Here is a 23,710-nt window from a genome sequence, read left to right as displayed (position 1 = left end):
GCCCCTGCCAATCCCGAATCCGCCCCCGGTGCGCGAAATGCGCAGCCATGCCTGAATCTAGGTTTAGTAGGTCCCCCCCGAAGCAGAACCACTACCTATAGTGCCAAATGATGAGTCGCATGCAAGAGGGTAAATTCGCGGTTTACCCATTCGGAGCGGTTCAGCCTGTGGATGGAGTCATGCCGCGATGCAGCGACGCGTGGGAAATCCGCCACTGCTGAATCGCGCAAGAGTCAAAATGAATCCGCAAAAAAATTTTTCACCGGGAATCGCCGGGCAGGGGCGTTGACACGGAAAGAATCGAGGCCCGCAATCTTGTTGCGCAAACGGCCCTTTTGACGCTTGCCGCGAACATGTTTGCTTCGTGTTAAGCATCGCTTGAAACGGGTGATTCATCGGGCTGTGGCACCTCTCCCTACGGCCAGCTCTCAACCGAGTCGGTCTTGTGGGAGCAATTGAATGCGTCTTGTCGACAAACGAATCTTCAGCCTGGCTGCGATCTCTCTGGCGGTAATCGCCGGATCGGCCCGGGCCAGTGACAGCGCCGAAGGCAAAGGCACGGCCGCCACAGCCGCGCCGGTTGCTGCGGCCGCGATCCAGACAGCAGTCCCGATCGGTCAGGCCCTGCCGCTGATCGATCCGCGTTCAGCCGCAGCGCTCAACCGCTCGCTGGCCGCAGACCGGATCACCTTGCCCGCTGGCGGGGTTGAAGAAGCCTGCGCTGGCTTTCCCACATTGTTCCGCTGCGTTGCGGCCCTGCATCTCGCCCAGAACGTGAAAGTAGGCGGCGGGTTTGCCCCGGTCCGCGAAATGCTGCTCTATGATAACCAGGCCAGCATTGCCGATGCGGCCCGCGCCTTTGCCCCGGACGTTGATCCGCTCGCGGCTGAAAAGACCGCGCAAGGCCAGGCCATGCGCGATCTGCGCAAGATTGGCGTTGTCCGCTAAATCGTCTTTGGCCCGCTGGCCCGATCCGGGCTTGGCGGGCCCACGCAGCGCACTATAGTCGCCCCGGAATGTAACCCATTTGCGGAGTGCGCCTGCATGCTCAATCTGATCGGCACTATCATAACTGGCTTCTTTGTCGGCCTCATCGCCCGGGCGTTCTACTGGGGCGATAACGACATGGGCTTTTGGATGACCAGCCTGTTGGGGGTGGGCGGCGCGCTGGTTGTGGGCCTGCTGGCCGGCCTATCAAACGGGCAGGGGATCCGCGAAGGGTTTAACCGCTCAGGCTGTATCGGATCGGTGCTGGGGGCGATGGTGCTGATCTTTATCGGCAATCGGCTCGGTTGGCACCTGTGAACAGTGCCCCCCGCACCCTGCCAACCATTGCCGAAGCGCACCCGGCCGCCAGCCCGGCGATGATCGCCAGTCTGGCCCGCGCCTTTGCCGATGATCCGGCAATGACCTGGATCATGCCTGACCCTGCCGATCGCCATGCCCGCTTGCCGCGCCTGTTTGCGGCCCTGGTGAAAGAGGAATTTTCCGCCGGTTGGGCGCTGTCCTCACCAGGCAGCGAAGCGGTCACGCTGTGGCGCAGCAGCGCTGCGGTTCATGGTTCGCTGTGGCAACTGGTGCAAAGCCTGCCGCGTTACATGGGCGCGCTGGGCGGAAACTTGCTGCGCGGCCTGGCGGTTAGCGAATCGATCGAGAAGCACCACCCCCAGGGCCTGGCTTACGATTATCTGCACTATGCCGGGGTTGATCCGGCCTTTCAGGGGCGCGGCTGGGGCGGGGCAGCGATCCGCGCCGGGCAAGCCCGTGCCGCCGCGAACGGCCGCCCGATTTACCTGGAGACTGCTACGCCTGAAAACGTCGGGCTGTATCAGCGGATGGGCTTCAGCCTGCGCGAAGAATGGGACGCGCCGCGCGGCGGCCCGCATTTCTGGTCGATGTGGTGGGAAGGGCCTTAGGCGCTGGTTGAGATGAACTGAACCAGACTCGTGTTGGCTCCGCGTAAACGATCAGGTTCTACCGCGCATGCTCCGCGATCTTGCCGGCAATCTCATCCACCAGTTCCAGCGGCAGGTCATGGCCCATGCCCGGAATTTCATGCAGCTTCGCTCCGGAAATTGCCCTGGCCGTATCGCGCCCGCCTTCAACCGAAACCAGTGGATCGGCCTGCCCGTGGATCACCAGCGTTGGTGCGGTCACTTTTTTCAGCCGCGCGCGCCGATCGCCGTCATCAATGATCGCGCACAGTTGCCGCGCCGCGCCTTCCGGGAAAAAGCTGCGGTGGTAATCGCGGGTGATGTTGGCGCGCAGCCGCTCTTCAGGCGCGGGATAGGCCGGGCTGCCGATTGCGCGTGAAACCTTGATCCCGATCGGGATCACCGCATCAAGCGAGGCATTGGCCGGCGGCTTGCCCAGCAGCGCATCCATTGCGGCCTTTTGCGGCGGCGGCAGGCGGCGATTGCCGGTGGTTGAGAAGATCGAGGTCAGGCTGCGGACCTTGTGCGCGTGACCCACCGCCATCAACTGGGCAATCATCCCGCCCATCGATCCGCCAACCACATGGGCGCTTTCGATCCCCAATTCGTCCAGCAGCGCAGCAGCATCATCGGCCATGTCACCCAGCCGGTACGGCAGCTTGGGGCGCAAGCCCAGCATCCGCATCACGGCAACGCGTTTGAAATTGGGAATACCGGCGTGGCTGAATTTTTCGCTCAACCCGATATCGCGGTTATCATGGCGGATCACGTAATAGCCTTTGGCCACCAGCGCCTCGACCAGTTCGATCGGCCATAGGGTCAACTGCGCGCCAAGGCCCATGATCAGCAGCAGCGGCGGGTGGGCTGGATCGCCATAGGCTTCGTATTCGATTGTAATGCCGTTGGCCTGGACTTGCGGCATTTGTATTCCTCCCCGGTTCGCTTTGCCAGGGACGATTAGCGCCACAGATCAGAAGCGCAAGAGGACCGCCTCAATCGTCCTTGCCGCCGCTCCAGCCATGCTCGCCGCGTTCGTGGATCACGTTGGCCCGGCCAACGATCAGATCATCGACCATGCCGATCCGGCCCGCGTCCTTGTCCTTGTAGGGCAGCGAGTGCAGCAGATACCGCATGGCGTTGAGCCGGGCGCGCTTTTTGTCATCGCTTTTTACCACAGTCCACGGGCTGTCGGCGGTGTCGGTGGCGAAGAACATCGCTTCCTTGGCGCGGGTGTAATCCTCCCACATATCAAGACTGGCAAGATCGATCGGCGATAGCTTCCACTGCTTGAGCGGATGAACCTTGCGTTCCTTGAACCGGCGGCGCTGCTCTTCGCGGCTGACCGAAAACCAGAATTTTATCAGATGGATGCCGCTGCGTACCAGGTTGCGTTCAAATTCGGGTGCCTGGCGCAGAAACTCCTTGTATTCGTCCTCGTTGCAGAACCCCATCACCCGTTCCACGCCTGCGCGGTTGTACCAGCTGCGATCAAACAGCACGATTTCGCCCTTGGTCGGCAGGTGTTCTACATAGCGCTGGAAATACCACTGGCCGCGTTCAACCTCGCTGGGCTTTTCCAGCGCAACCACGCGCGCGCCGCGCGGGTTAAGGTGTTCCATCATCCGTTTGATCGTGCCGCCCTTGCCGGCTGCATCGCGTCCTTCGAACAGGATCACCACCCGCTGGCCGTTCTCGCGGGTCCATTGCTGAAGTTTCAACAGTTCGGTCTGGAGGATGAATTTGTCGCGCTCATAATCCTTGCGCAGCATCTTGAATTTGTAGGGATAGCCGCCCTTGCGCCAATCGTCGGCCAGATCGTCGCTGGTTTTGCGGGGGCGCCCCGCCGGCTTGGGCAGGCCCAGATAATCGCGCATCCGGGCGGCATCATCGGGCGATGCTCCAGATAGGATCGCCTCGACCCCATCGGCCCCGCTGGTCCCGGCGATTTCGGCCAGTGCTGCCGTTTCTGCTTCAACCGCAGCTTCGGCGCGTTCGGCGGCAAGGCCTTCCTCGACCACTTTGGGCAGCGCGGGTTTGCGGCGGCGGGCCGGGCGGGTGGCGGTCATTGTGTTCAGGCTCCTCAACACGCGGATTTCGCCCGGCATAGCAGGCGAATATTCCCATTTGGTTGACCTGATTGTCCTGCCGGGCCGTGGTGGAGTCAAACGGATAGGCCGCAAGCTGTGTTGCGTTTCATGCAAGGCAGGCCGGGCCGGATCCGATCCCTGGCGCGTTTGGCTTATTCGCGGATCACGCTAGCCCGCCCGACCAGCAGCGGGTCAGCCGGCCCGATCACGCCGGAATCGCGCCCACCATAGTCAAAAGCGTTCAGGACAAAGCGCATCGCGTTCAATCGGGCGCGCTTCTTGTCGTCGCTCTTGATCACCGTCCAGGGGCAGGCCTCCGTATCGGTGGCGGTAAACATCCCCTCTTTGGCGCGGGTGTAATCGTGCCACTTGTCGAGACTGGCGAGATCAATCGGGGAAAGCTTCCACTGCTTGAGCGGATGAACCTTGCGCTCGGTAAAGCGGCGCAGCTGTTCTTCGCGGCTGACAGAGAACCAGAATTTGATCAGGTGAATTCCGCCGCGCACCAGATTGGCTTCAAATTCAGGGGCTTCGCGCAGGAAGGAACCATATTCTTCGGGACTGCAAAAGCCCATGACCTGTTCCACCCCGGCGCGGTTATACCAGCTGCGATCGAACATCACGATCTCGCCCTTGGTGGGAAGGTGCGCGGCATAGCGCTGAAAATACCATTGCCCGCGCTCAACTTCGCTGGGCTTTTCCAGCGCCACCACGCGCGCGCCGCGCGGATTGAGGTGTTCGGTAAAGCGCTTGATCGAGCCGCCCTTGCCCGCCGCATCGCGCCCTTCGAACAGGATCACCACCCGCGCGCCGGTTTCCTTGATCCAGCTCTGGAATTTGAGCAGCTCGGCCTGGAGCAGGAACTTGTCATGCTCATAGTCCTTGCGCAGCATCTTGTATTTGTAGGGATATCCGCCGCGTTTCCAGTCCGCGGCCAGTTCATTGCTGGTCTGCCGCAACGGCACGCTGGTTTCGGGCAGGCCCAGCAGCGCGCGCAGGCGCTCTGCATCGTCTGGTGCAGCGCCTGCCAGCAAGGCCTCGACATCACCGATCGTGCCGCGCCTGGCGAGAATTTCGGCAGCCGCAACCCCGGCCTGCTGTGCCGCCAGGACGCGTTCCTGCGCTACGCTTTGGCCCAGTGCCCTGATCGGCCCGGTGCCGGTATCGTCCTGTTGATTGTCACTCATGATATGCCCGGCAGGCTTGCCCGCAATTTGTTGCAATTATGTTGCAGTGGAGCCTACGGGACCAACACAGTGTCCTTTGCCGCGTCCAGCATCCCGGGATAGTCCAGGATATAGTGCAGCCCGCGGCTTTCGTGCCGGGCCAGCGCGGACCGGACGATCAGTTCGGCGCATTGGAGCAAGTTGCGAAGCTCGATCAGATCGGTTGAGACGCGGAAGTGAGCGTAGTATTCCTCAACCTCGCCGGTCAGCATCTGGATCCGGTGCTTGGCCCGTTCAAGCCGCTTGGTGGTCCGCACGATCCCGACATAATTCCACATGAAACGCCGGATTTCCCCCCAGTTTTGCTGGATCACCACCTCTTCGTCGCTATCGGTCACCCGGCTTTCATCCCAGCCGCGAACCGGCGGGGGGGCATCGAAGCTGTCCCACCGGGCCAGAATGTCGCTGGCCGCCGCTTCTCCAAAAACGAAGCATTCAAGCAGGGAATTGCTGGCGAGCCGATTGGCCCCGTGCAGCCCGCTTTCGGTGCATTCACCGGCTGCATAAAGCCCCGGAAGGTCGGTTCGGCCAGCCAGATCGATCACGATCCCGCCGCAGGTATAATGCTGTGCTGGCACCACTGGAATTGGCTGGGTGGTCATGTCGATCCCCAGCCCCAACAGTTTTTCGTGGATATTGGGAAAGTGTTCCCGCACGAATTCTGCTGGTTGATGGCTGATATCCAGGTGGACGAAATCAAGCCCATCGCGCTTGATTTCGCTGTCATTGGCGCGGGCAACGATATCGCGCGGGGCCAATTCGGCGCGCTCGTCATAATCGGGCATATAGCGGTGCCCGGTCTTGGGGTTCAGCAGATGCCCGCCTTCGCCGCGCACCGCCTCGGTTATCAGGAAATTCTTGATATCGAGGCTGTAGAGGCAGGTCGGGTGAAACTGCATCATTTCCATATTGCCAACCCGCGCACCCGCGCGCCAGGCCATCGCGATCCCATCGCCGGTCGCGCCGCGCGGGGCCGTGCTGAACTGATAGACCCGGCCTGCGCCCCCGGTGGCCAAAACGGTCGCTCGCGCAGTGTGCGCCTCAACCTTTCCGGTCTTCTGATTAAGCGCATAGACTCCCCAGACCCGGCCTGATCCGGAATAACGGGCTTCGTGCTTGCCGGTGATCAGATCGATGCAGGCCTGGCCGGCCAACAGGGTGATATTGGGGTGTGCTTCTGCCGCCTTGACCAGCGCTTCCTGCACCGCCCAGCCAGTCGCATCGGCAACGTGAACGATCCGGCGATGCGAATGTCCGCCTTCACGGGTCAGGTGGAAATGCTCACCCTCACTGTTGAACGGCACACCCAGTTCAGCCAGCCGCGCGATTGCGTGCGGCGCGCGTTCGATCACGAATTCAACCGTTTCAAGCCGATTAAGCCCCGCGCCTGCGACCATCGTATCGCGAATGTGATTCTCAAACGTGTCACCGGCATCCAGCACCGCGGCGATCCCGCCTTGCGCCCAGGCGGTCGATCCGCCGGTCAATTCACCCTTGGCCAGCACCAGCACCTTGAGCCTTTCGGCCAAGGCCAACGCCGCCGTAAGCCCGGCCGCGCCCGAGCCAACAATGATGACGTCGTGGGTCACGCCGCCGCGCTGCTGGTCAAATGCATGAACACATCCTCCAGATCGGCTTCGCGGGTGGTTACGTCGATAATACCCAACCCCTGCGCCTGGACAGCCGCCAGCACTTCGCCGGCATTGGTGCGGTCCTTGTCGTAAGTAATCTCAAGCATACGATCGCTGGCCATTTCGCACTTCAGGAATGCGGCATGCTGGGGCGGGGCGGGAACATCCTTGTCCACCGTCACCACTACGATCTTTTCCCTTGCCATTTCAACCAGTTCGCGGGTCGGCTTGTTGGCGATCAGCTGGCCGTGGTTGATGATCGCGATCCGGTCACACAACTGCTCGGCCTCTTCAAGGTAGTGGGTGGTCAAGACCACGGTGACCCCGCCCGCGTTAAGTTCGCTGACCAGTTCCCACAATTGCCGGCGCAATTCCACATCAACGCCCGCGGTCGGTTCATCCAGCACGATCACCGGCGGGGTGTGGACCAGCGCCTTGGCGATCAGCAGCCGGCGCTTCATCCCGCCTGACAGCGTACGGGCATAGGCATTGGCTTTGTCGGAAAGGTGGACCTGGCCCAGCAGCTCCAGACTTTTGCGCACCGCCTTGGGCACACCGTAAAGCCCGGCCTGGTTTTCCAGCACTTCGAACGGCGTAAAGAACGGATCGAAAACCACTTCCTGCGGGACGATCCCGATTGAACGTTTGGCGTTGCGCAGGTCCTTGTCGATATCGAAACCCCAGATTTCCGCCGATCCGCCGGTTTTCATCACCAGCCCGGCCAGAATGTTGATCAGGGTTGATTTGCCCGCACCGTTGGGCCCCAACAGGCCGAAGATCTGGCCCTGCGGGACATCAAAGCTGACATCATCCAGCGCCAGTTTGGCAGGGGCGTTTCCGGCCGGCGCATAGCGCTTGGTCAGGTTCTTGATGCTGATAGCAGAGGTCGATTCCATCTGCCCCGCTTAGCGCCAAGCCGTTCACATGGCAAAGTCCTGGGCAAAGCCCCGGATTGCGGCGGTTCACGGCCAATTCCTACGCGCCCGTTAACCATATCTGTGGAGGGTGCCTTCAGGTCGCCGCGCTAGTCAGAATTCGATGTACCGGGGGGTTTCCATCTTTGGCAGTCGATTCAAGACCGCCGTTCGCGCATTCTGCGCAGCGCTGGTCTGTGCATTGTCAATTTGTGGATCAATGCCTGCCCAGGCCCAAGAGGTCGCCACCGTTTCTGCAAGTGCGGAAGCGGTTATCGTCGCCAATCTAACCTTTATTAAGGTAGATGACCTGGCCTTTGGCAAGGTTGTGCCAGGCACCACTGCGGGAACGGTTGTATTGGCACCGGCTGGAACCCGTGCCGCGACAGGCGGCGTTCGACTGGCAACCGGAGGCTTGGTTCAGCCTGCAGCTTTTGCCGGCAAGGGTTCGTTCGGCCAACAAGTTACTATCAGAATGACCAGCAATTCCATTACTCTCAATAGAGTAGGTGGTGGGGGCACGATGACAGTCGATACATTCATTATTGGCAGTACCCCAACAGCACCTATCACGACTGCTCCGCGCACATTCCGAATTGGTAGCAGCACTGGTATCTTTCGCTTTCCATTGGGTGCAACTTTGCGGGTGAAGGCAAATCAAGCGCCTGGTACATATGTCGGGTCATTCACGATTACATTAAACTACCAGTAGGTGTGGAAATCGCCGGGCGTCACTGCTAAGGCCCGCGCTATGAGCACGCAGACTGAAACCATGATCGTTACCGCCAGCCGCGTATCCTGCGATGGATCAACCGGCTTGCCGGGCGGCGCAGCGCTGGGCCATCCCAAGGTCTGGCTTGAAATTGATGAGCGCGGCTTTGCCGATTGCGGATATTGCGACAAGCGCTTCATCCTGAAGGGCGGGGCGGCCGATCAGGCTGCGGCCTAGCCATCTGCGTCCCAGTCCCTATATCAGGGGCATGACAACAGCAGACCCAGCCGCCGTCCATCTGTTTGGCAAGATCGATCCTGCCCGCGCCCAGGCCGTTACCGCTGAGGCGTTGCGGGCCTGCGATGATGGTGAGCTTTACCTGCAATTCATCGCCAGTGAGAGCTTTCTGTTCGATGACGGGCGGCTGAAAACTGCCGATTATTCGCGCGATGCGGGCTTTGGCCTGCGCGGTGTATCGGGTGAGATGACCGGGTTTGCCCACGCCAACGAGATCAGCGAAGCCGCAATCCGCCGCGCGGGCGAAACGCTGCAATTGCTTGATCCGGCCAAGGCCGCACCGGCCGCGCCGCCGCGCGCCAACAACCGGCACCTTTATACCGAAGCCTCGCCGCTTGATGCGCTGGGCTTTGCCGAAAAGGTCAAGCTGCTCGAAACAATCGATGCCGCCGCGCGCGCCCGCGATCCCAGGGTGGCGCAGGTTTCGGTCAGCCTTGCAGGTAGCTGGAGCGTGATTGAAATCCTGCGCGGCGATGGCTTTCGTGGGGGCGATGTCCGGCCGATGGTTCGGCTCAATGTGGGGATTGTTGTCGAATCGAACGGGCGCCGTGAAACCGGTAGCTTCGGGATCGGCGGGCGGCGGCTCTATGATGATCTGCTTGCGCCCGAAACCTGGAACCGCGCGATTGATGAGGCCCTTGCCCAGGCCCTTACCAATCTGGAAAGCGTGGCCGCACCCGCCGGTGAGATGACCGTGCTGGTTGGCCCTGGCTGGCCCGGCGTTCTGCTCCACGAAGCCGTTGGCCACGGGCTTGAAGGCGATTTCAACCGCAAGGGTGCCAGCGCCTTTTCCGGCAGGATCGGTGAACGCGTGGGTGCGCCAGGGGTTACCGTGGTGGATGATGGCACGATGCTGGGTGTCAACGGGCAGGGCCGGCGCGGCTCGCTTTCGATCGATGATGAAGGCACGCCTACCCAGGAAACCGTGCTGATCGAGGACGGCATCCTCAAGGGCTATATGCAAGACCGGCTAAATGCCCGGCTGATGGGGGTGCCTGCCACCGGCAACGGGCGGCGCGAAAACTATGCTCATGCGCCGATGCCGCGGATGACCAACACCTTCATGAAGGGCGGAAACGATGATCCGGCTGAATTGCTGAGCCGGGTTAAAAGCGGGATCTTTGCCAAAAGTTTTGGCGGCGGGCAGGTCGATATCGTTTCGGGCAAATTCGTGTTTACCTGCACCGAGGCCTACAAGGTAGAAAATGGCAAATTGGGTGCGCCGATCAAGGGCGCCACGCTGATCGGCGATGGACCGACCGTGCTGACCAAGGTGCTGGGCATCGGCAACGATTTTGCGCTGGATGAAGGGATCGGGATCTGCGGCAAGGGCGGACAAAGCGTTCCGGCCGGGGTGGGGCAGCCCACTTTGCTGGTTGCCGGGCTGACTGTGGGCGGAACCGGGTGATCCTTCAGTTCCGGTTCAGGATCGCGGCGTAGGCTGCTACACGAAAACCAAGGAGTCGAAACATGCGCAAGATCGCCATTGCACTGGTAACAGCATCGGCTTTGCTGGCCGGCCCGGCGCTTGATGCCAAGACCCGGCTGACCCCCGAACAAGAGCTTGCCAAACTGCTTGATGGGCGCGTCGCAGGCACCCCACGCAGTTGTATTCCGCAGCATGAATCGCGCGATGTGCGGGTGATCGATGGTACGGCACTGGTGTTCGGCTGGGGCAATACGATCTGGGTCAACGTGCCGCGCAATGCCAAAGATGTCGATTCCGATGATGTGCTGGTGACCCGCAATTATGGCGGGCAGTTCTGCAATCTCGATATCGTCCAGACGCTCGATCGCTCTAGCCATATGTTCAACGGATTGATCAGTCTTGGCGAATTCGTGCCTTATCGCCGCATAAAGGCCGCGAAATAGGCCTTTCACAGTTCACCGATTACAGTCTCAGCGAGCCGCCGTCCGGAGCAATCCGGGCGGCGATTTTCTTACGGGCCGGGCGATGTTGACTCTTGCCGAGGATGAATTAGGGTAAAAACCCTAAAATCTGTCGGAGAGCACCATGGCCAGCAATGCAACCCTAGAACGGACCCAATCGCCGATCGAGCCGATCGACGTATCGCTGGCCGAACTCTATGCCGAAGACCGCTGGCAGGGGCTGTTCGCCAAGTTGCGCGCCGAAGCCCCGATCCAGTATGTGCCTGAAAGCGATTTCGGTCCTTATTGGTCGGTCAGCACCTACAAGCCGATCATCCATATCGAAGCCCTGCCCAAGATTTTCTCGTCCGATTGGGAAAAGGGCGGGATCGCCATTTCCGGCGATCCTGAATTGCTTAAGCAATACAACATGCGCGAGCCGATGTTCATCGCGATGGATCCGCCCAAGCACACTGGCCAGCGCCGCACTGTTGCGCCCAGCTTTGGCCCATCCGAAGTTGCGGCGATGAAGGCAGAATGCGTTGCCCGGACCGGCGAAGTGCTTGATGGACTCCCGATTGGCGAGCCGTTTGATTGGGTTCAGCGGGTCTCGATCGAACTGACCACCGGCATGCTGGCCAAGATATTTGATTTCCCCTGGGAACAGCGCGACAAGTTGACCGAATGGTCGGACTTTGGCGGCGATGTCGAGCTGACCAAGTGTCAGGAATCGGTCGAACTGCGGCTGGCCAAGATGCAGGAAATGGGCATGGCTTTTGCGGCGCTGTGGCAGGACCGCATGGCCAATCCCGGCAAGGATCTGATCAGCGTGATGCTGAAATCGGACGCAATGCGCGAGATGGAGCCTGAAGAGTTCATCGGCAACCTGATCCTGCTGATTGTCGGCGGCAATGATACCACCCGCAATTCGATGTCATCCTATGCCTATGGGCTGAACAAGTACCCGGCAGAGCGGGCCAAGCTTGAAGCCGATCCATCGCTGATCCCCAATGCGGTGCAGGAACTTATCCGTTGGCAAACCCCACTTTCGCACATGCGCCGCACCGTGACCGAGGACACCGAGATCGAAGGCGTGCAAATGAAGGCCGGTGACAAGGTGGTTATGTGGTACATTTCCGCCAACCGCGATGAAAGCGTGTTCGAAGATGGCGAAGCGATCCGGGTTGACCGTGAAAATGCCCGTCGCCATCTGTCCTTCGGTTATGGCATCCACCGCTGCGTTGGTGCCCGCGTGGCCGAGCTGCAGCTGGTGACATTGCTTGAGGAAATGGCCAAGCGACGCCTGCGCGCCAATGTGATCGGTGAACCCAAGCGCGTGGCGGCCTGCTTCGTCCATGGCTATAAGGCGATGCAGGTCGAACTTTCGCGCTACTGATGAAAACCCGTGATCGGATCGTGGCCCAGGCCCTCTTGCTATTCAACGCAGAGGGCTATGGGGCCGTATCGACCGCAGCGCTGGCACAGGCCTGCGGGATTGCTGAAGGCAACCTGTGGTATCACTTCAAGACCCGTGCCGCGCTGCTTGATGCGATTGCCGAAGATTTCGCCGCCGCTATCGAAAAGCGGCTGGCGCTGCGCCCAGGGGATGATCCGCTGGCTGGTTATGGCGCGCTGCTGGAAACGATGATGGCAGAATTTCGCGCCTTCCGGTTCCTCTACCGCGATCAGCAAGGCTATGGCGAAGATGCCGCAATAATCCACACCAATGCGCCGCGCTGGCTGGTCCTGACATTTGACCAGATCGAGGCCTTTCTGGCGGCATTGGTTACCGCAGGGCTGCTGGATTGGCCGCGCGAACGGCTGCGCGATCTGGCGATCAATGCCACGATTATCTTGCGTTATGGGCTGGAACACCACCGCGAACTGGGCGAGCCAATCGGCGAAGGCGCGGGCGCGGTGCGGCGCACCTTGCTGCGGCACCTGACCTTGTTCGAACACCGGCTTGATGGCGCCGCAGCCCAGCGCCTGCACCGCGCGATCGAAGCGATTGAGGGTGAGGCACTGGCGGCCTAGTCTGTTCGGCGGCCCCGCAAAACCAACCTCGATCCGATAAGCACCGCGCAAGGTAGCCAGATCCAAAGCAATTCTGACGCTATCGTTTCTGCACCGCGCGCGGTGAAGAATCCTGCGCCAATCGGCGAAACCCGGATCGGGGTAAAGGGCAGAAAATGCCTGGTCTGCTCAAACGGCCAAAACAGGGCTATGCCCAGCCCGCCGTCGGTCGCCATGTCAAGCAGACCATGCGATGCTGCCGCCGCGAACAGGAAAAGCGCGCTCTTGGCTGTGCGCAGTCCAGGCAGCAAGGCCAGCGCAGCAGCCAAAGCGCCAGCGAAGGCCAGCGAATGGCTGGCGCCGCGGTGGCCCCATTCGTCGGAATAGGCCGCACCCAGCTTAAAGCTGATGACATCGATGTCGGGTGCCATGGCCAGGATCGCCCCCATCAACGCCAGCCGAACCGGAATGCGCCGGGTCCCCAATATGGCGGCGGCGGCCAAGGGGACAAGCGCATGGCTGATGATGGTTGGCATCGCTCTCAATTCCGGCGATGCGGCATCAAACTTCGATCTGCTTGATCGGCGGGATCATTTTCCACCACCACAGGGCACCCGCAGCGCAAACCCCGGCAGCCAGGGCAAAACCCCAACCATATCCGCCCAACTGGTCGATCAGGATCCCGGTTACGATTGGGCTGATGATCCCGGAAACATTGCCGATTGCGTTCTGGATTCCGATCCAGCCGCCCGCAGCCTGCGGCCCGGAAAAGATCTGACCGATCGCGAAGATATTGGTCGATACCTGGCTGATGCCCACGCCCGCCAGCACCAGCAGCGCGGCCAGTTGCCAGGCATTTTGCGCCAGAAAGATTCCCCCAATTGCCACGGCCACAGCCACTTGCCCGGCTACGATCAGCTTGCGGCGCAAGGGGCCTTCATCGGCCCCCGCTGCAACCTGCGCATCAGACCAATGGCCAATGCCAAGCGCCGCCACCCCCTGAACCACAAAGCCCAGTGTGGTCAGCGCGGTCATTTCGGGGATCGAATAGCCCTTGGTCTGGACTAGCCACAAGGGCAGCCATGTCAGCAGGAAATAGAACCCGTAGTTAGACAGGAAATGCGCGATCCCCATCAGCCAGAGCGAGCGGATCCGCAGCAATTTGCCAAGATCAAGCCGGCCGGCGGTGGGGTGACTGAAAGTGGGGCTTCGCACCGGGCCGGTAACCAGCCGCCACGGCACCAGCCAGACCAACGTCACCAGGCCGAACACCCAGAACACGGCGCGCCAATCGCCAAGTGCCAGAATTGTACCCCCAGCCAGTGCGCCAACCGCTGGACCAAAGGCCAATGCAGCCGCAACCGATGCATTCGCGATACCGCGTTTGTGCGGCGGAACCTGTGCCGCAAAAATCTTTGAACTGCCGGGAAACGCCACCGCCTCGCCAATCCCTAGCCCGATCCGCAGCATCACCAGCCCGGCCAGGCCGCCGACAAAACCGGTCAGAAAGGTACAGACGGCCCAGATCGCCACCCCCAGCGCAAAGACCCGGTAAACGCAGAACCGGTCGCACAGCCAGCCGATCACAAGGCACAGCGGGGCATAGGTCCAGAAGAAGGCCGATGCCGCAAAGCCGAACTCACTTGCCGAAAGGTTCAGCGCATCCTTCATCTTGGGCGCAACGATACCCAATGCGCCGCGATCAACGTAATTCAGCAGGATAGACAGGGCCAGCAGCAACACCAGCCAGGTAAGCCGTGTTCCGGTTGCGTGATGCGAATTGTGCGGTGTGTCTGCCATGGCCCGTTCCCCCCCACAGGCCCACTGCCTAGCATGAGCCGCGCGGCAATATCAAATCGCCGCTTTGGCAATGCTGACAGGCTCCGCTATGGCCGCTGCCATGACCCATCAAGCTATCCTTGTTCTCACCACCGGCGGCACGATCGACAAAAGCTATTTCGATGCGCTTAGCGAATATCAGATCGTGGAAAGCGGGATTCCCGCCTTGCTGGCCGAAGCGCGCGTAGCGCTGGCGCACCGCGTGGTTGAGGTCATGCGAAAGGATAGCCTTGAGCTGACCGATCAAGACCGGGCGGAGATCGCCAGGGCTGTGCGCGAAGCCCCCGAAAACCGGATCGTTATAACCCACGGAACCGATACCATGACCGAAACTGCCCAAGTGCTGGCGCAAGCAGCGCCCGGCAAAACCATCTGCCTGACCGGCGCGCTCAGCCCGGCGCGCTTTGCTGAAACCGATGCGCACTTCAACCTGGGCATGGCCTTTGCCGCCGCACAGGTTGCCCGGCCCGGGGTCTACATCGCGATGAGCGGGGAAGTGTTCGATGGCCTGAAGGTGCGCAAGGACCGCGCAGCCGGGAAATTTGTGGCGATCACCCAATAGCGCAGGCGTGCCAGCTGATCCTGAAAAGCAAAAGGCCCGCCACCCGAAAGTAGCAGGCCCTTGATTGCCGATCCAAGCTGTTTGGCTTAGCCGTTCGAATGGCTGCCGGCAGCGGCTACCAGAGCGCCAAGGCCGAGCAGACCCAATACCGGGAACAGGATATTGAAGCCGCCAGCCTTCGCCACGGCAACCGGAACCACAGCGGGCGGGGTGGCGACCGGGGCCGGGACGACCGGCGGAGCAACTTCTACAACTGCCGGCGGCGGCACATCAACCGGCGGCGGGGCCTGCACCACTTCAACCGGAACTTCCGGAGCGCGGGTCACCGTTTCAACGCGCTGAACCGGGCGGCGCGCAGCACGGCGGGCGGCCTTTTTCTTTTTCGTTTTCTTCTGTTCGGCCTTCTGAACCCAAGGGGCCGGGGCATCGGCAAGGCTGATCAGCGGGATCTGCACGACCCCAAGTGCAACAACCGCTGCCATCGTCTGGCGCGCCTTGCGCGATCCAAGAAAATTGCCAATTTGCACAATCAAACTCCGAGCATCTGCGTTCGACCCCGCCGGGCTCAGTTGCTGAACCACACGGCGACAGAATCAATATACGCCGCTTATTAGCAGGCAAATCTACGTAATACAAGTTGTTAATACGTTACAATGCTTGCTGTTTGGTGAGCAGAACCGTCACCTTAGCCATGGATTGTGACGTGCCCATTACGGCCTGAATGGTCCGCAACCGGTTCATCCGGGAAATAGAAATCGTGATATCAGGCGCAGGCGGTTAATCCGCTAGCGCGAGGCCGCCGAGCTGCCAGAACTGGGTGGCAGCGCCCTCTGTGCCGTAATCGCTGTCGTTTGACAGCAACAGGCCCTCCGCGCCGAGCACCAGCAGGCCCTCAAGATCGCCGCAAATCCCGCGTGAAATATCGCTTGAAAACAGCAGTTTTTTGTCCGCCACCGGCAGCCCTGCGGTGCTGCAGCCGGCCTGTCCCAGCTGTTCCAGCGTGGGTCGGATCGATGGATCAAGCAAGGCTGACGGCAGTGGCTGGGGCAGGGTAATCCGGTAGAGGTGGGTGGAAAGCGTGACTCGTTCGAGCACCAGCAGATCGCCGCCGGGCAGAACGGCAAGCTCGCTGATCTTTACATCACTGGCGAAGACCGGGCCGGCTTCGCTGTCGCGCAGGAAATGCGATGGCGGATCAATCGGATAGGCATATTCTGCGCGTATTCGCCCGGTCCTGGCATCCAGCGCCCAGATCCGCACCAGATCACTGCTTTCGTGCGCGGCACGATCAGGGTGGGCCAGCGGGCTTTGGAAGGCGGCGAAGAGTGTCGTGCCATCCGCGCTGATCGCCAGTGCCTCAAACCCGCGGTTGAGTTTGCGGGCCAGGGCAATCGCGGGAAGCACCGCGGTGACAGGAATTCCGCCGCCGGCGAACTGGTCGGCGCTGCCTTCAGCGACCAGCCGCTGGTGCACAGTCCCGTGTTCATCAACCAGCAGCAGCGAAGGGCCGTATTCCTCGCCAATCCAGAACATGCCATCAGCGCGCGCCGCGATCCCCTCGGTGTCGGCGCCGCGGCTACTGGTCGGCAGCGCCGTGCCATCAAGCGCGAACATTGGCTCGGTTTCAGCACCGGCAATAGCTGGCGGGGGCAGGCCATCAAGCAGCACCCCAGCGGGTGTGCGCAGCGGCAAAACGGCTTCCACCTCAATCCGGTCATCCACCAGTCGGAACCGCGCCAGCGCCGGGCCGATACCGGGCATCGGCATGATTTTGGCACCTTCCAGCCTGGCCAGTGGGGCCAGATCATCCAATCCGTAACGCGCCGCGGCGTCCTTTGGTTTGATATTGGGCCCGCGGTCTCCCACCCCCCAGAACGTGCCCGGCGGATCACTTGCCCGGCGGCACAAGCCAGAAGTAAGGCTGCGGTGCAGTGCCATCGTGCCTTTGGGCACGGCCGGGCTGCCCAGCGCAATGTCGGTCCAGTTAAGCCGCCGGACGGTTAGGGGCATCGCGAATTTCGGCATTCCCGCCAAACCTCCTGCACTCAATCGAGCGTGCGGCCCATCGTGATAACTGCTTGATCGGTATAGCCAATCGCCGAATAGAACCCGCGCGCAGCAGTGTTATCATCGCGCACCATCAGGCGAATGCGCGGGCAGCCAAGGCTTTGCAACCATTGTTCGGCGGCCTGCATCAGGGCTTTGCCAATCCCCTGGCCAAGCCGTACGGGATCTGTCGCAAGGTAATAGACCCAGCCGCGATGCCCATCGAACCCGGCCATCACGCTGCCCGCCAGCGCCGCACCATCACGGGCCAAAAGTACAATCGAAGTGGGGTTGGCCAGGGCCAGGTCAAAATCGGCGGCAGGATCATTCCATGGGCGGGTCAGACCGGCACTGTGCCACAGCGCAACAACCGCCGCGCGATCAGCAGTGGTGGCCGGCTCGATCCTCACTCCCACTCAATCGTCCCCGGCGGCTTTGAGGTATAATCATAGACCACGCGGTTGATGCCCTTGACCTCATTGATGATCCGGGTTGCGACCCGGCTGAGAAAGGCAGCGTCGAACGGATAGATATCGGCGGTCATCCCATCGGTGCTGGTCACAGCGCGCAAGGCACAGACGTTGTCGTAAGTGCGGCCATCGCCCATCACGCCCACCGTCTTGACCGGGAGCAGCACGGCAAAGGCCTGCCAGATCGCATCGTAAAGCCCGGCATTGCGGATTTCCTCAAGGTAGACCGCATCGGCCTTGCGCAGGATGTCACAGCGCTCACGGGTCACTTCACCGGGAATGCGGATCGCCAGGCCTGGGCCGGGGAAGGGATGGCGGCCCACGAACACTTCAGGCAGGCCCAGCTCACGGCCCAGTTCGCGCACTTCATCCTTGAACAGCTCGCGAAGCGGCTCGACCAGTTGCATGTTCATCCGATCAGGCAATCCGCCAACGTTGTGGTGGCTCTTGATTGTTACCGATGGCCCGCCGGTGAAGCTGACGCTTTCGATCACATCTGGATAGAGCGTCCCCTGAGCCAGAAATTCCGCCCCGCCGATGCTCTTCGCTTCTGCTTCGAACACATCGATAAATGTCTTGCCGATGAATTTGCGCTTGGCCTCGGGATCGGTCACTCCGGCCAGGCCGCCCATGAACAGCGCCGATACATCTTTGTGGATCAGCGGAATGTTGTAATGCCCGCGAAACAGGCTGACGACCTGCTCGCTTTCGCCCTGACGCATCAGGCCGTGATCGACATAGACGCAGGTCAGTTGTTCGGCGCCAGAGTCCCTTAGCGCCTCGTGGATCAGCACCGCGGCCACAGCGCTATCGACCCCGCCCGAAAGCCCGCAAATCACCTTACCTTTGCCAACCTGCTTGCGGATTTCCTCGATCTTGGTCTTGCGGAACTCAGCCATGGTCCAATCGCCGGCCAGCCCGCAAACGTGGCGCACGAAATTCTTGTAGAGCTTGCCGCCATCGGGGGTGTGGACCACTTCGGGGTGGAACTGCATCGCATAGATGCGCTTCTCATCGTTGGCGATCACCGCAAAAGGCGCGCCAGCGCTGGAGGCGACCGGGCGGAAGCCCGGGGCCAGCGCGGTCACTTTGTCGCCGTGGCTCATCCAGACCTGGTGCGTTTCGCCTTCGGCCCACAGCCCATCGAACAATACGCAGCCGTCAGAAATTTCAATGAACGCGCGGCCAAATTCGCCGCTATCGCCCAGCAACACTTCGCCGCCCAGCTGGTGCATCAAGGCCTGCTGGCCATAGCAGATCGCCATGATCGGCAGCCCGCTTTCGAGGATTTCAGCGGGAATGCGCGGCCCGTCCTCATCAAGCACCGATGCCGGCCCACCCGAAAGGATGATCCCTTTGGGCTGCATCCGGGCAAATGCGGCAGCGGCGCTGTTGAACGGGGCAATTTCGGAATAGACCCCGGCCTCGCGCACGCGGCGGGCAATGAGCTGGGTGACCTGGCTGCCGAAATCGACAATAAGGATGGAATCAGAAGGCTGGATCGTCATGATGGGCCGATAATGGCGCACGCGCGCGGTGGCAAGCAGCCACACGCCCAGCTTGGGGGAAACTGACAGTGCAACACCGCGCCTCGATTGGCATCGTCTTTTCCATCGTGCTGATCGACATGCTGGGCTTTGGCCTGATCATGCCGGTGCTGCCGGGCCTGATCATGGAGCTGGGCCAGATGTCCATCGATCAGGCTGCGGTCTGGGCCGGGTGGCTGGGGGCGGGCTATGCCGCGCTGCAATTCGTCTTTGCGCCGATCATCGGCAACCTGTCTGATCGGTATGGGCGCCGCCCGGTGCTGCTGGCTTCGCTGACCGCGTTCGGGATCGACTATCTGCTGATGGGCCTGGCGCCCAGCCTGTGGTGGCTGGTGGCGGGGCGATTGGTGGCGGGGATTACCGGGGCCAGCTGGAGCGCGGCCTATGCCTTTATCGCTGATGTCTCCCCGCCGGAAAAGCGCGCAGCCAACTTTGGCCTGATGGGCATGGCCTTTGGCTTTGGCTTCATTATCGGACCCGCGCTGGGTGGTCTGCTGGGCACAGTGGGGCCGCGCGTGCCGTTTTATGCCGCCGCCGGGCTGGCGCTGGCCAATGTTGCAATCGGCTGGTTCGTGCTGCGCGAAAGCCTGCCGGCTGGCAAGCGCCGCCCGTTTGACTGGCGCCGCGCCAATGCCTTTTCCGCGCTCAGGGCGCTGGGCAGGCAAAGCGGCGCGGCGCTGTGGTATATTGCCGCAACCGGTTTCTGGATGTTGGCCCACGTGGTCTATCCGGCAATGTGGTCTTACATCGCAATTGCCGCCTGGCATTTTGATAGCAAGGCGATCGGGCTTTCGCTGGCAGTGGTGGGGCTGACCAGTGCGCTGGTGCAGGGGCTGGGGCTGCGCTTTGTGGCTCCCCGGCTGGGCGAAAGGTTGGCAGTTACAATTGGGGTTGGCAGCTTTGTTACCGCATCGGTGCTCTATGTCCTGGCTGGTAGCACAGCGGCGATCTATGTTGCCATCCTGATCGGGGGGATGCAGGGTTTCATCACCCCCTCGATCTCGGCGCTGGCCAGCCGGGCGATCGATGCCAGCAGCCAGGGCGAACTGCAGGGCGCAACCCAGGCAGTTGGCAGTGTTGCCGCGATTATCGGCCCGCCGCTCTATTCGCTGGTCCTTGCCCGGTTTAGCGGCCCGGGCGCGCTGGCCCAGCTGCCAACCATGCCGTTCTTGGTGGCAGGCGGATTTTCGCTGGTGGCTTTGGTGCTGTTCCTGCGCGGATTTGCGCTTACGAAGGCACCACCAGCTCCCTCAGCTCGGTCTTGAGCAATTTGCCGATGTGGCTGCGGGGCATTTCATCAATCGCATGAAGCGCCGAGACGCGCTGGGTTTTGCCCAGGCGGCTGTTGGCGACTGTTCGGATGTCTTCCAGCGCCGCTTCGCCGACGCCCGGTTTCAGCACCACGAAGCCAACCGGGGTTTCGCCCCACTGATCTGATGGCACGCCGACCACGGCGGCTTCGGTAACGCGTTCATCCTTTAAGAGCTCGGCTTCAAGGTCGATCGGGAACACGTTGAACCCGCCCGAGATGATCACATCCTTGGTCCGCCCGACCAATTCAACAAATCCATCGGCATCGAGCCGGCCGACATCGCCCATCCGCTGCCAGGTCGAACCGTCTGCGGGATCGGTCCAATAGCCTTCGCGGGTTTTCTCAGGCTGGTTCTTGTAGCCCAGCATCATCGTCGGGCTTTTGCCGACCAGTTCGCCAGCCGTGCCCGGCGGCACCTCGTTGCCATCTTCGTCCAGCACCTTGAGAGAGTGCCCGGGCGCCGGATAGCCCACGGTGTGCAGCTTGTCTGGGTGTTCATGCACCGGGAAGATGCAAGCCACGCCGCCTTCGGTCATGCCATAGATCTCGATCAGTCCGCCCGGCATCCGTTCCAGCACTTCGGCCTTGAGATCGGCAGGGAAAGGCGCGCTGGTGCAGTATTTCATCTTCATTGATGACAGATCGTAGTCGTCAAAATGCGCATACTGCATCAGCCGGCGGTATTGGACCGGGACCAGCATGGTGTGGGTGCAGCGCTCACCCGCCGCGCGCTCCAGCCATTTGCGAACATCGAACTTGCCCATCAGGCTGGCACAGCCGCCCGAATACATCGTCGGCAAAAACACGGCCATGGTGGTGTTCGAATAGAGCGGGGTTGAACAGATCGTGCGGCTGTCGGTGCCGTAATTCAGCGCGGCGCGGAAGGTCATCTGCCGCCAGCGCATCCCGTGGGAATGAACGATCCCTTTGGGCACGCCGGTGGTGCCACTGGAATAAATTATGTTGAGCGGATCGTTTTCGGCCGGATCGAACGGCGCAGCCTGGGTGCCGGCGGGTGCCATGAACGTATCCAGATCGCTCAGCCGGATCTGGTTGGCGATCCCCAGGCTGAAATCCCCCAGCTCGTCCAGTTTGGCCGAATCGATGAACAAGTGGATCGCACCCGAATCCGCCGCCATGCCCTTAAGCTGATCGGGGCTGGCGCTGGTGGTCAGCGGCGCGGCGCAGCCCCCGGCGCGAATCGCGGCCAGATAGACCAGCGCATAGGCCACATCGGTGGTGCCAAGAATTGCCACGGCCTGTCCGCGCTGCAAACCATCGGCCTGCAGCCGCGCGGCGATCCGCTCAACCTTGTCGGCCACTTCGCGCCAGGAAAGCGTGATCGTGCCATCGAACAGTGCATCAGCCTCGCCGCGAAATTGGCCCCAGCTCGCAATAAGGCCAGGGAGCGATCCGAATTCTGCGTTCAGCTGGTCGGCGGGATTGGCGGTCATCTGAGGCCTTTCGCAAAATCGAATCGTCGATACCGTGCCTTGCGGAATGCCGCGGCACCTGTCCAGCCGGTGAAGCAGGGGTTACTGGGCGGTAAACTAGTCAGTTGCAAAATACGCAACAACCATCCCGCCCTTTGCACTCGCAATCTCTACTCGAAAGGTTATGTTGCAAATGCGAACTGAGTTCGCGAACGCAAACAGGAGAAATACCATGCGCAGCTTCGTACAAATCGTGCTGCCGATCATCGCCGCGGCTTCGGTCAGCGGTTTGATGTTTACCGCCACGCTTGCCTAAGCGCGGCGGTTCGGCACACCTCCACAAGCAACAAAGGGCAGCGACGCCTTGGCGCCGCTGCCCTTTGTGATTCAAGCACGGCCTATTTTCCCGAAAGCAGCCGCACAAGATCATACAGATAGTCGCGACCTTCCATTAACGATCGGATCTCGATCCGCTCGTTAAGGCCGTGCGTGCCGTTGCCATCGGGATCGGTCCACGGGCCGGGGACGCCATATGTGGGAATGCCAACCGCAGCCAGGTAAACTCCGTCGGTCGCGCCGGTCAGCATGGTCGGAATTACAGGGATGCCGGGCCAGCGTTTGGCGACAAGCTGTTCGATCGGTCCGATCAGCCAGGGGTGCATTGGCGGAGCCTTGGCGATCGGCTTGCCGCGAACCTTTTGATCCACTTTCACCAGCGGATTTCCGATCGCCGTTTCAAGCAACTTTTGCGTTTCATCGGCGCTGCGTCCGGGGAACATCCGGCAGTTGACGTTGGCCACCACCTTTTGCGGCAGCGCGTTTTGTGCGTGGCCGCCATCGATCAGCGTGGCAACGCAGGTGGTGCGCAGCATCGAATTGTACATCTTGTCGGTGCTGACCATGTCTTCGGCATCCGCATTGCCGGGATCGGACGCCAAGGTCATCATTGCCTTGCCCATCGCATCGCCGCGATTGGCACCGGCGCGGGCAAAGAAGGCGCGGGTGGTGTCGTTGAATTCCAGCGGAAATTTGAATTCGCGCACTTTGCCCAGCGCATCGCCCATCACATAGATCGCATTATCGCGCACCGGGCGGGATGAATGGCCGCCAGGATTGGTGACGGTCAGGGTGAAGTCCTGATAGGCTTTTTCGCCCACCTGAACGGTCTGGACCATCAGCTTGCCTTTACCATCACTTTGCCCGCCGCCACCTTCGTTAAGCGCGAATTCGGCGTCGATCAGTTCGCGCTTGTTCTTGGTCAGCCAGTCCGCGCCATTGAACGCGCCGCTCGTTTCCTCACCGCAAGTCAGCGCCATTTTGACCGTGCGTTTGGGGCGGTAGCCCTCTTTGGCGAAGCGGATCAGTGTGTCGGTCCAGATCGCGGCCTGGGCCTTGTCGTCCACCGTGCCGCGAGCATAGAAATAGCCGTCCTCTTCAATCAGGGTGAACGGATCGCGCACCCAATCCGATCGTTTGGCCTCAACCACATCAATATGGGCCAGCAGCAACATCGGCTTCGATTTCTTCGAAGTGCCGGGATAGATCACCACCAGCCCGCCGTCGTTGGGATGTTCCGGCACCGAAAACAGGGTCATCTGGCTTTCAGGAATACCGGCCGCCTTCAGCCGCGCCGCCATCCGTGCGGCCGCCACAGTGCAGCTGCCGGCAGAAAGGGTGGTGTTGGTCTCAACCAGTTCCTTGTAAAGTTCGCGAAAGTCTTGCCTGTCCGGGCGCTGCGCCGGTGCAGCAGCGCCGGCAAGGACGGAAGCACCCAGCAAGAGCGCAGCGGCGGCAAGCTTTTTCATCGGACATCCTCCC

At 61.3% G+C, this 23,710-nt stretch carries 25 protein-coding genes; 12 read left to right on the top strand and 13 right to left on the bottom strand.

The window, feature by feature from the left end; genetic code table 11:
- Positions 1-459 precede the first annotated feature (459 nt).
- The 3 genes from ABL914_RS07930 (at position 460) to ABL914_RS07920 (ending at position 1,916) form a co-directional block, all read left to right on the top strand.
- The gene (locus ABL914_RS07930) at positions 460-948 is read left to right on the top strand and encodes a hypothetical protein (RefSeq protein ID WP_391562638.1); all 489 of its coding nucleotides are present in this window, start codon (positions 460-462) and stop codon (positions 946-948) included.
- Between the two features lie 96 nt (positions 949-1,044).
- Positions 1,045-1,305 carry a GlsB/YeaQ/YmgE family stress response membrane protein gene (locus ABL914_RS07925; protein ID WP_391562637.1) on the top strand — a complete coding sequence of 87 codons (261 nt, stop codon included), beginning with the start codon at positions 1,045-1,047 and terminating at the stop codon, positions 1,303-1,305.
- Positions 1,302-1,916, top strand: a complete 615-nt coding sequence (locus ABL914_RS07920) for a GNAT family N-acetyltransferase (RefSeq protein WP_391562636.1) — start codon at positions 1,302-1,304, stop codon at positions 1,914-1,916. The genes ABL914_RS07925 and ABL914_RS07920 overlap by 4 nt, the downstream gene beginning before the upstream one ends.
- Before the next feature lie 58 nt (positions 1,917-1,974).
- On the opposite strand, the gene ABL914_RS07915 is transcribed toward ABL914_RS07920, so the two are convergent.
- The 5 genes from ABL914_RS07915 to ABL914_RS07895 form a co-directional block, all read right to left on the bottom strand.
- Positions 1,975-2,856: an alpha/beta fold hydrolase gene (locus ABL914_RS07915; RefSeq protein ID WP_391562635.1), complete on the bottom strand. Its 882-nt coding sequence runs from the start codon at positions 2,854-2,856 to the stop codon at positions 1,975-1,977.
- A gap of 70 nt (positions 2,857-2,926) precedes the next feature.
- Positions 2,927-4,000, bottom strand: a complete 1,074-nt coding sequence (ppk2, locus tag ABL914_RS07910) for a polyphosphate kinase 2 (protein WP_391562634.1) — start codon at positions 3,998-4,000, stop codon at positions 2,927-2,929.
- A gap of 173 nt (positions 4,001-4,173) precedes the next feature.
- Positions 4,174-5,208: a polyphosphate kinase 2 gene (gene ppk2, locus ABL914_RS07905; protein ID WP_391562633.1), complete on the bottom strand. Its 1,035-nt coding sequence runs from the start codon at positions 5,206-5,208 to the stop codon at positions 4,174-4,176.
- A gap of 53 nt (positions 5,209-5,261) precedes the next feature.
- Entirely contained in the window at positions 5,262-6,836 is a 1,575-nt protein-coding gene (gene nadB, locus ABL914_RS07900) for an L-aspartate oxidase (protein ID WP_391562632.1), read from the bottom strand.
- Positions 6,833-7,774 (bottom strand): ABC transporter ATP-binding protein, encoded by a 942-nt coding sequence (locus ABL914_RS07895; protein ID WP_391562631.1) that lies wholly within the window; start codon positions 7,772-7,774, stop codon positions 6,833-6,835. The genes nadB and ABL914_RS07895 overlap by 4 nt, the downstream gene beginning before the upstream one ends.
- Positions 7,775-8,012: 238 nt before the next feature.
- Here ABL914_RS07895 and ABL914_RS07890 point away from each other — a divergent pair, with 238 nt between their 5' ends.
- The 6 genes from ABL914_RS07890 to ABL914_RS07865 all read left to right on the top strand — a co-directional run bounded on the left by ABL914_RS07890 (position 8,013) and on the right by ABL914_RS07865 (position 12,704).
- Positions 8,013-8,504, top strand: a complete 492-nt coding sequence (locus ABL914_RS07890; protein WP_391562630.1) for a DUF4402 domain-containing protein — start codon at positions 8,013-8,015, stop codon at positions 8,502-8,504.
- Positions 8,505-8,543: 39 nt separating this feature from the next.
- On the top strand, positions 8,544-8,741 hold the full coding sequence (locus ABL914_RS07885) for a zinc-finger domain-containing protein (protein ID WP_391562629.1): 198 nt from the start codon (positions 8,544-8,546) through the stop codon (positions 8,739-8,741).
- A gap of 31 nt (positions 8,742-8,772) precedes the next feature.
- Entirely contained in the window at positions 8,773-10,209 is a 1,437-nt protein-coding gene (gene tldD, locus ABL914_RS07880) for a metalloprotease TldD (protein WP_391562628.1), read from the top strand.
- Between the two features lie 62 nt (positions 10,210-10,271).
- Positions 10,272-10,673: a hypothetical protein gene (locus tag ABL914_RS07875; protein ID WP_391562627.1), complete on the top strand. Its 402-nt coding sequence runs from the start codon at positions 10,272-10,274 to the stop codon at positions 10,671-10,673.
- 142 nt (positions 10,674-10,815) lie between these two features.
- Entirely contained in the window at positions 10,816-12,066 is a 1,251-nt protein-coding gene (locus ABL914_RS07870; protein ID WP_391562626.1) for a cytochrome P450, read from the top strand.
- Positions 12,066-12,704 (top strand): TetR/AcrR family transcriptional regulator, encoded by a 639-nt coding sequence (locus ABL914_RS07865; RefSeq protein WP_391562625.1) that lies wholly within the window; start codon positions 12,066-12,068, stop codon positions 12,702-12,704. Before ABL914_RS07870 ends, ABL914_RS07865 begins: the two co-directional genes overlap by 1 nt.
- Here ABL914_RS07865 and ABL914_RS07860 read toward each other — a convergent pair.
- Complete coding sequence (locus ABL914_RS07860) at positions 12,701-13,219, bottom strand: metal-dependent hydrolase (RefSeq protein WP_391562624.1); 519 nt, start codon at positions 13,217-13,219, stop codon at positions 12,701-12,703. The genes ABL914_RS07865 and ABL914_RS07860 overlap by 4 nt on opposite strands.
- A gap of 25 nt (positions 13,220-13,244) precedes the next feature.
- The gene (locus ABL914_RS07855; RefSeq protein WP_391562623.1) at positions 13,245-14,483 is read right to left on the bottom strand and encodes an MFS transporter; all 1,239 of its coding nucleotides are present in this window, start codon (positions 14,481-14,483) and stop codon (positions 13,245-13,247) included.
- A gap of 100 nt (positions 14,484-14,583) precedes the next feature.
- On the opposite strand from ABL914_RS07855, the gene ABL914_RS07850 reads away from it, so the two are divergent.
- The gene (locus tag ABL914_RS07850; protein ID WP_391562622.1) at positions 14,584-15,084 is read left to right on the top strand and encodes an asparaginase domain-containing protein; all 501 of its coding nucleotides are present in this window, start codon (positions 14,584-14,586) and stop codon (positions 15,082-15,084) included.
- A gap of 86 nt (positions 15,085-15,170) precedes the next feature.
- On the opposite strand, the gene ABL914_RS07845 is transcribed toward ABL914_RS07850, so the two are convergent.
- The 4 genes from ABL914_RS07845 to guaA all read right to left on the bottom strand — a co-directional run bounded on the left by ABL914_RS07845 (position 15,171) and on the right by guaA (position 19,108).
- A complete protein-coding gene (locus ABL914_RS07845; protein WP_391562621.1) occupies positions 15,171-15,566 on the bottom strand; it encodes a hypothetical protein in 396 nt (131 codons plus the stop codon).
- 295 nt (positions 15,567-15,861) lie between these two features.
- The gene (locus ABL914_RS07840) at positions 15,862-17,109 is read right to left on the bottom strand and encodes an esterase-like activity of phytase family protein (protein WP_391562620.1); all 1,248 of its coding nucleotides are present in this window, start codon (positions 17,107-17,109) and stop codon (positions 15,862-15,864) included.
- Between the two features lie 20 nt (positions 17,110-17,129).
- Complete coding sequence (locus ABL914_RS07835; protein ID WP_391562619.1) at positions 17,130-17,546, bottom strand: GNAT family acetyltransferase; 417 nt, start codon at positions 17,544-17,546, stop codon at positions 17,130-17,132.
- Positions 17,537-19,108: a glutamine-hydrolyzing GMP synthase gene (gene guaA, locus ABL914_RS07830; protein WP_391562618.1), complete on the bottom strand. Its 1,572-nt coding sequence runs from the start codon at positions 19,106-19,108 to the stop codon at positions 17,537-17,539. The genes ABL914_RS07835 and guaA overlap by 10 nt, the downstream gene beginning before the upstream one ends.
- 68 nt (positions 19,109-19,176) lie before the next feature.
- On the opposite strand from guaA, the gene ABL914_RS07825 reads away from it, so the two are divergent.
- Positions 19,177-20,412, top strand: coding sequence for a TCR/Tet family MFS transporter (locus ABL914_RS07825; RefSeq protein ID WP_391562617.1), 1,236 nt, complete (start codon positions 19,177-19,179; stop codon positions 20,410-20,412).
- Here the strand turns inward: ABL914_RS07825 and ABL914_RS07820 are convergent.
- Positions 20,375-21,913 (bottom strand): class I adenylate-forming enzyme family protein, encoded by a 1,539-nt coding sequence (locus ABL914_RS07820; RefSeq protein ID WP_391562616.1) that lies wholly within the window; start codon positions 21,911-21,913, stop codon positions 20,375-20,377. The two genes, ABL914_RS07825 and ABL914_RS07820, sit on opposite strands and share 38 nt — an antisense overlap.
- 172 nt (positions 21,914-22,085) lie before the next feature.
- On the opposite strand from ABL914_RS07820, the gene ABL914_RS07815 reads away from it, so the two are divergent.
- Complete coding sequence (locus tag ABL914_RS07815; protein ID WP_391562615.1) at positions 22,086-22,208, top strand: hypothetical protein; 123 nt, start codon at positions 22,086-22,088, stop codon at positions 22,206-22,208.
- A gap of 82 nt (positions 22,209-22,290) precedes the next feature.
- Here the strand turns inward: ABL914_RS07815 and ABL914_RS07810 are convergent, their stop codons facing one another.
- Positions 22,291-23,697 (bottom strand): M20/M25/M40 family metallo-hydrolase, encoded by a 1,407-nt coding sequence (locus ABL914_RS07810; protein ID WP_391562614.1) that lies wholly within the window; start codon positions 23,695-23,697, stop codon positions 22,291-22,293.
- Between the last annotated feature and the right edge of the window lie 13 nt (positions 23,698-23,710).

The organism is Novosphingobium sp., assembly GCF_040079535.1.
In the GTDB taxonomy this organism is placed as follows: Bacteria; Pseudomonadota; Alphaproteobacteria; order Sphingomonadales; family Sphingomonadaceae; genus Novosphingobium.
This window is presented reverse-complemented; position numbering and strand designations above follow the sequence as displayed.

Coding starts and splice junctions, on each gene's coding strand:
- ABL914_RS07865 (WP_391562625.1), top strand. CDS start 12,066: ATGAAAACCCGTGATCGGATCGTGGCCCAGGCCCTCTTGCTATTCAAC.
- ABL914_RS07855 (WP_391562623.1), bottom strand. CDS start 14,483: ATGGCAGACACACCGCACAATTCGCATCACGCAACCGGAACACGGCTT.
- ppk2 (WP_391562633.1), bottom strand. CDS start 5,208: ATGAGTGACAATCAACAGGACGATACCGGCACCGGGCCGATCAGGGCA.
- ABL914_RS07840 (WP_391562620.1), bottom strand. CDS start 17,109: ATGCCGAAATTCGCGATGCCCCTAACCGTCCGGCGGCTTAACTGGACC.
- ABL914_RS07845 (WP_391562621.1), bottom strand. CDS start 15,566: ATGGCAGCGGTTGTTGCACTTGGGGTCGTGCAGATCCCGCTGATCAGC.
- ABL914_RS07820 (WP_391562616.1), bottom strand. CDS start 21,913: ATGACCGCCAATCCCGCCGACCAGCTGAACGCAGAATTCGGATCGCTC.
- ABL914_RS07860 (WP_391562624.1), bottom strand. CDS start 13,219: ATGCCAACCATCATCAGCCATGCGCTTGTCCCCTTGGCCGCCGCCGCC.
- guaA (WP_391562618.1), bottom strand. CDS start 19,108: ATGACGATCCAGCCTTCTGATTCCATCCTTATTGTCGATTTCGGCAGC.
- ABL914_RS07895 (WP_391562631.1), bottom strand. CDS start 7,774: ATGGAATCGACCTCTGCTATCAGCATCAAGAACCTGACCAAGCGCTAT.
- ABL914_RS07930 (WP_391562638.1), top strand. CDS start 460: ATGCGTCTTGTCGACAAACGAATCTTCAGCCTGGCTGCGATCTCTCTG.
- ABL914_RS07810 (WP_391562614.1), bottom strand. CDS start 23,697: ATGAAAAAGCTTGCCGCCGCTGCGCTCTTGCTGGGTGCTTCCGTCCTT.
- ABL914_RS07885 (WP_391562629.1), top strand. CDS start 8,544: ATGAGCACGCAGACTGAAACCATGATCGTTACCGCCAGCCGCGTATCC.
- ABL914_RS07890 (WP_391562630.1), top strand. CDS start 8,013: ATGCCTGCCCAGGCCCAAGAGGTCGCCACCGTTTCTGCAAGTGCGGAA.
- ABL914_RS07870 (WP_391562626.1), top strand. CDS start 10,816: ATGGCCAGCAATGCAACCCTAGAACGGACCCAATCGCCGATCGAGCCG.
- tldD (WP_391562628.1), top strand. CDS start 8,773: ATGACAACAGCAGACCCAGCCGCCGTCCATCTGTTTGGCAAGATCGAT.
- ABL914_RS07925 (WP_391562637.1), top strand. CDS start 1,045: ATGCTCAATCTGATCGGCACTATCATAACTGGCTTCTTTGTCGGCCTC.
- ppk2 (WP_391562634.1), bottom strand. CDS start 4,000: ATGACCGCCACCCGCCCGGCCCGCCGCCGCAAACCCGCGCTGCCCAAA.
- ABL914_RS07915 (WP_391562635.1), bottom strand. CDS start 2,856: ATGCCGCAAGTCCAGGCCAACGGCATTACAATCGAATACGAAGCCTAT.
- ABL914_RS07815 (WP_391562615.1), top strand. CDS start 22,086: ATGCGAACTGAGTTCGCGAACGCAAACAGGAGAAATACCATGCGCAGC.
- ABL914_RS07850 (WP_391562622.1), top strand. CDS start 14,584: ATGACCCATCAAGCTATCCTTGTTCTCACCACCGGCGGCACGATCGAC.
- ABL914_RS07875 (WP_391562627.1), top strand. CDS start 10,272: ATGCGCAAGATCGCCATTGCACTGGTAACAGCATCGGCTTTGCTGGCC.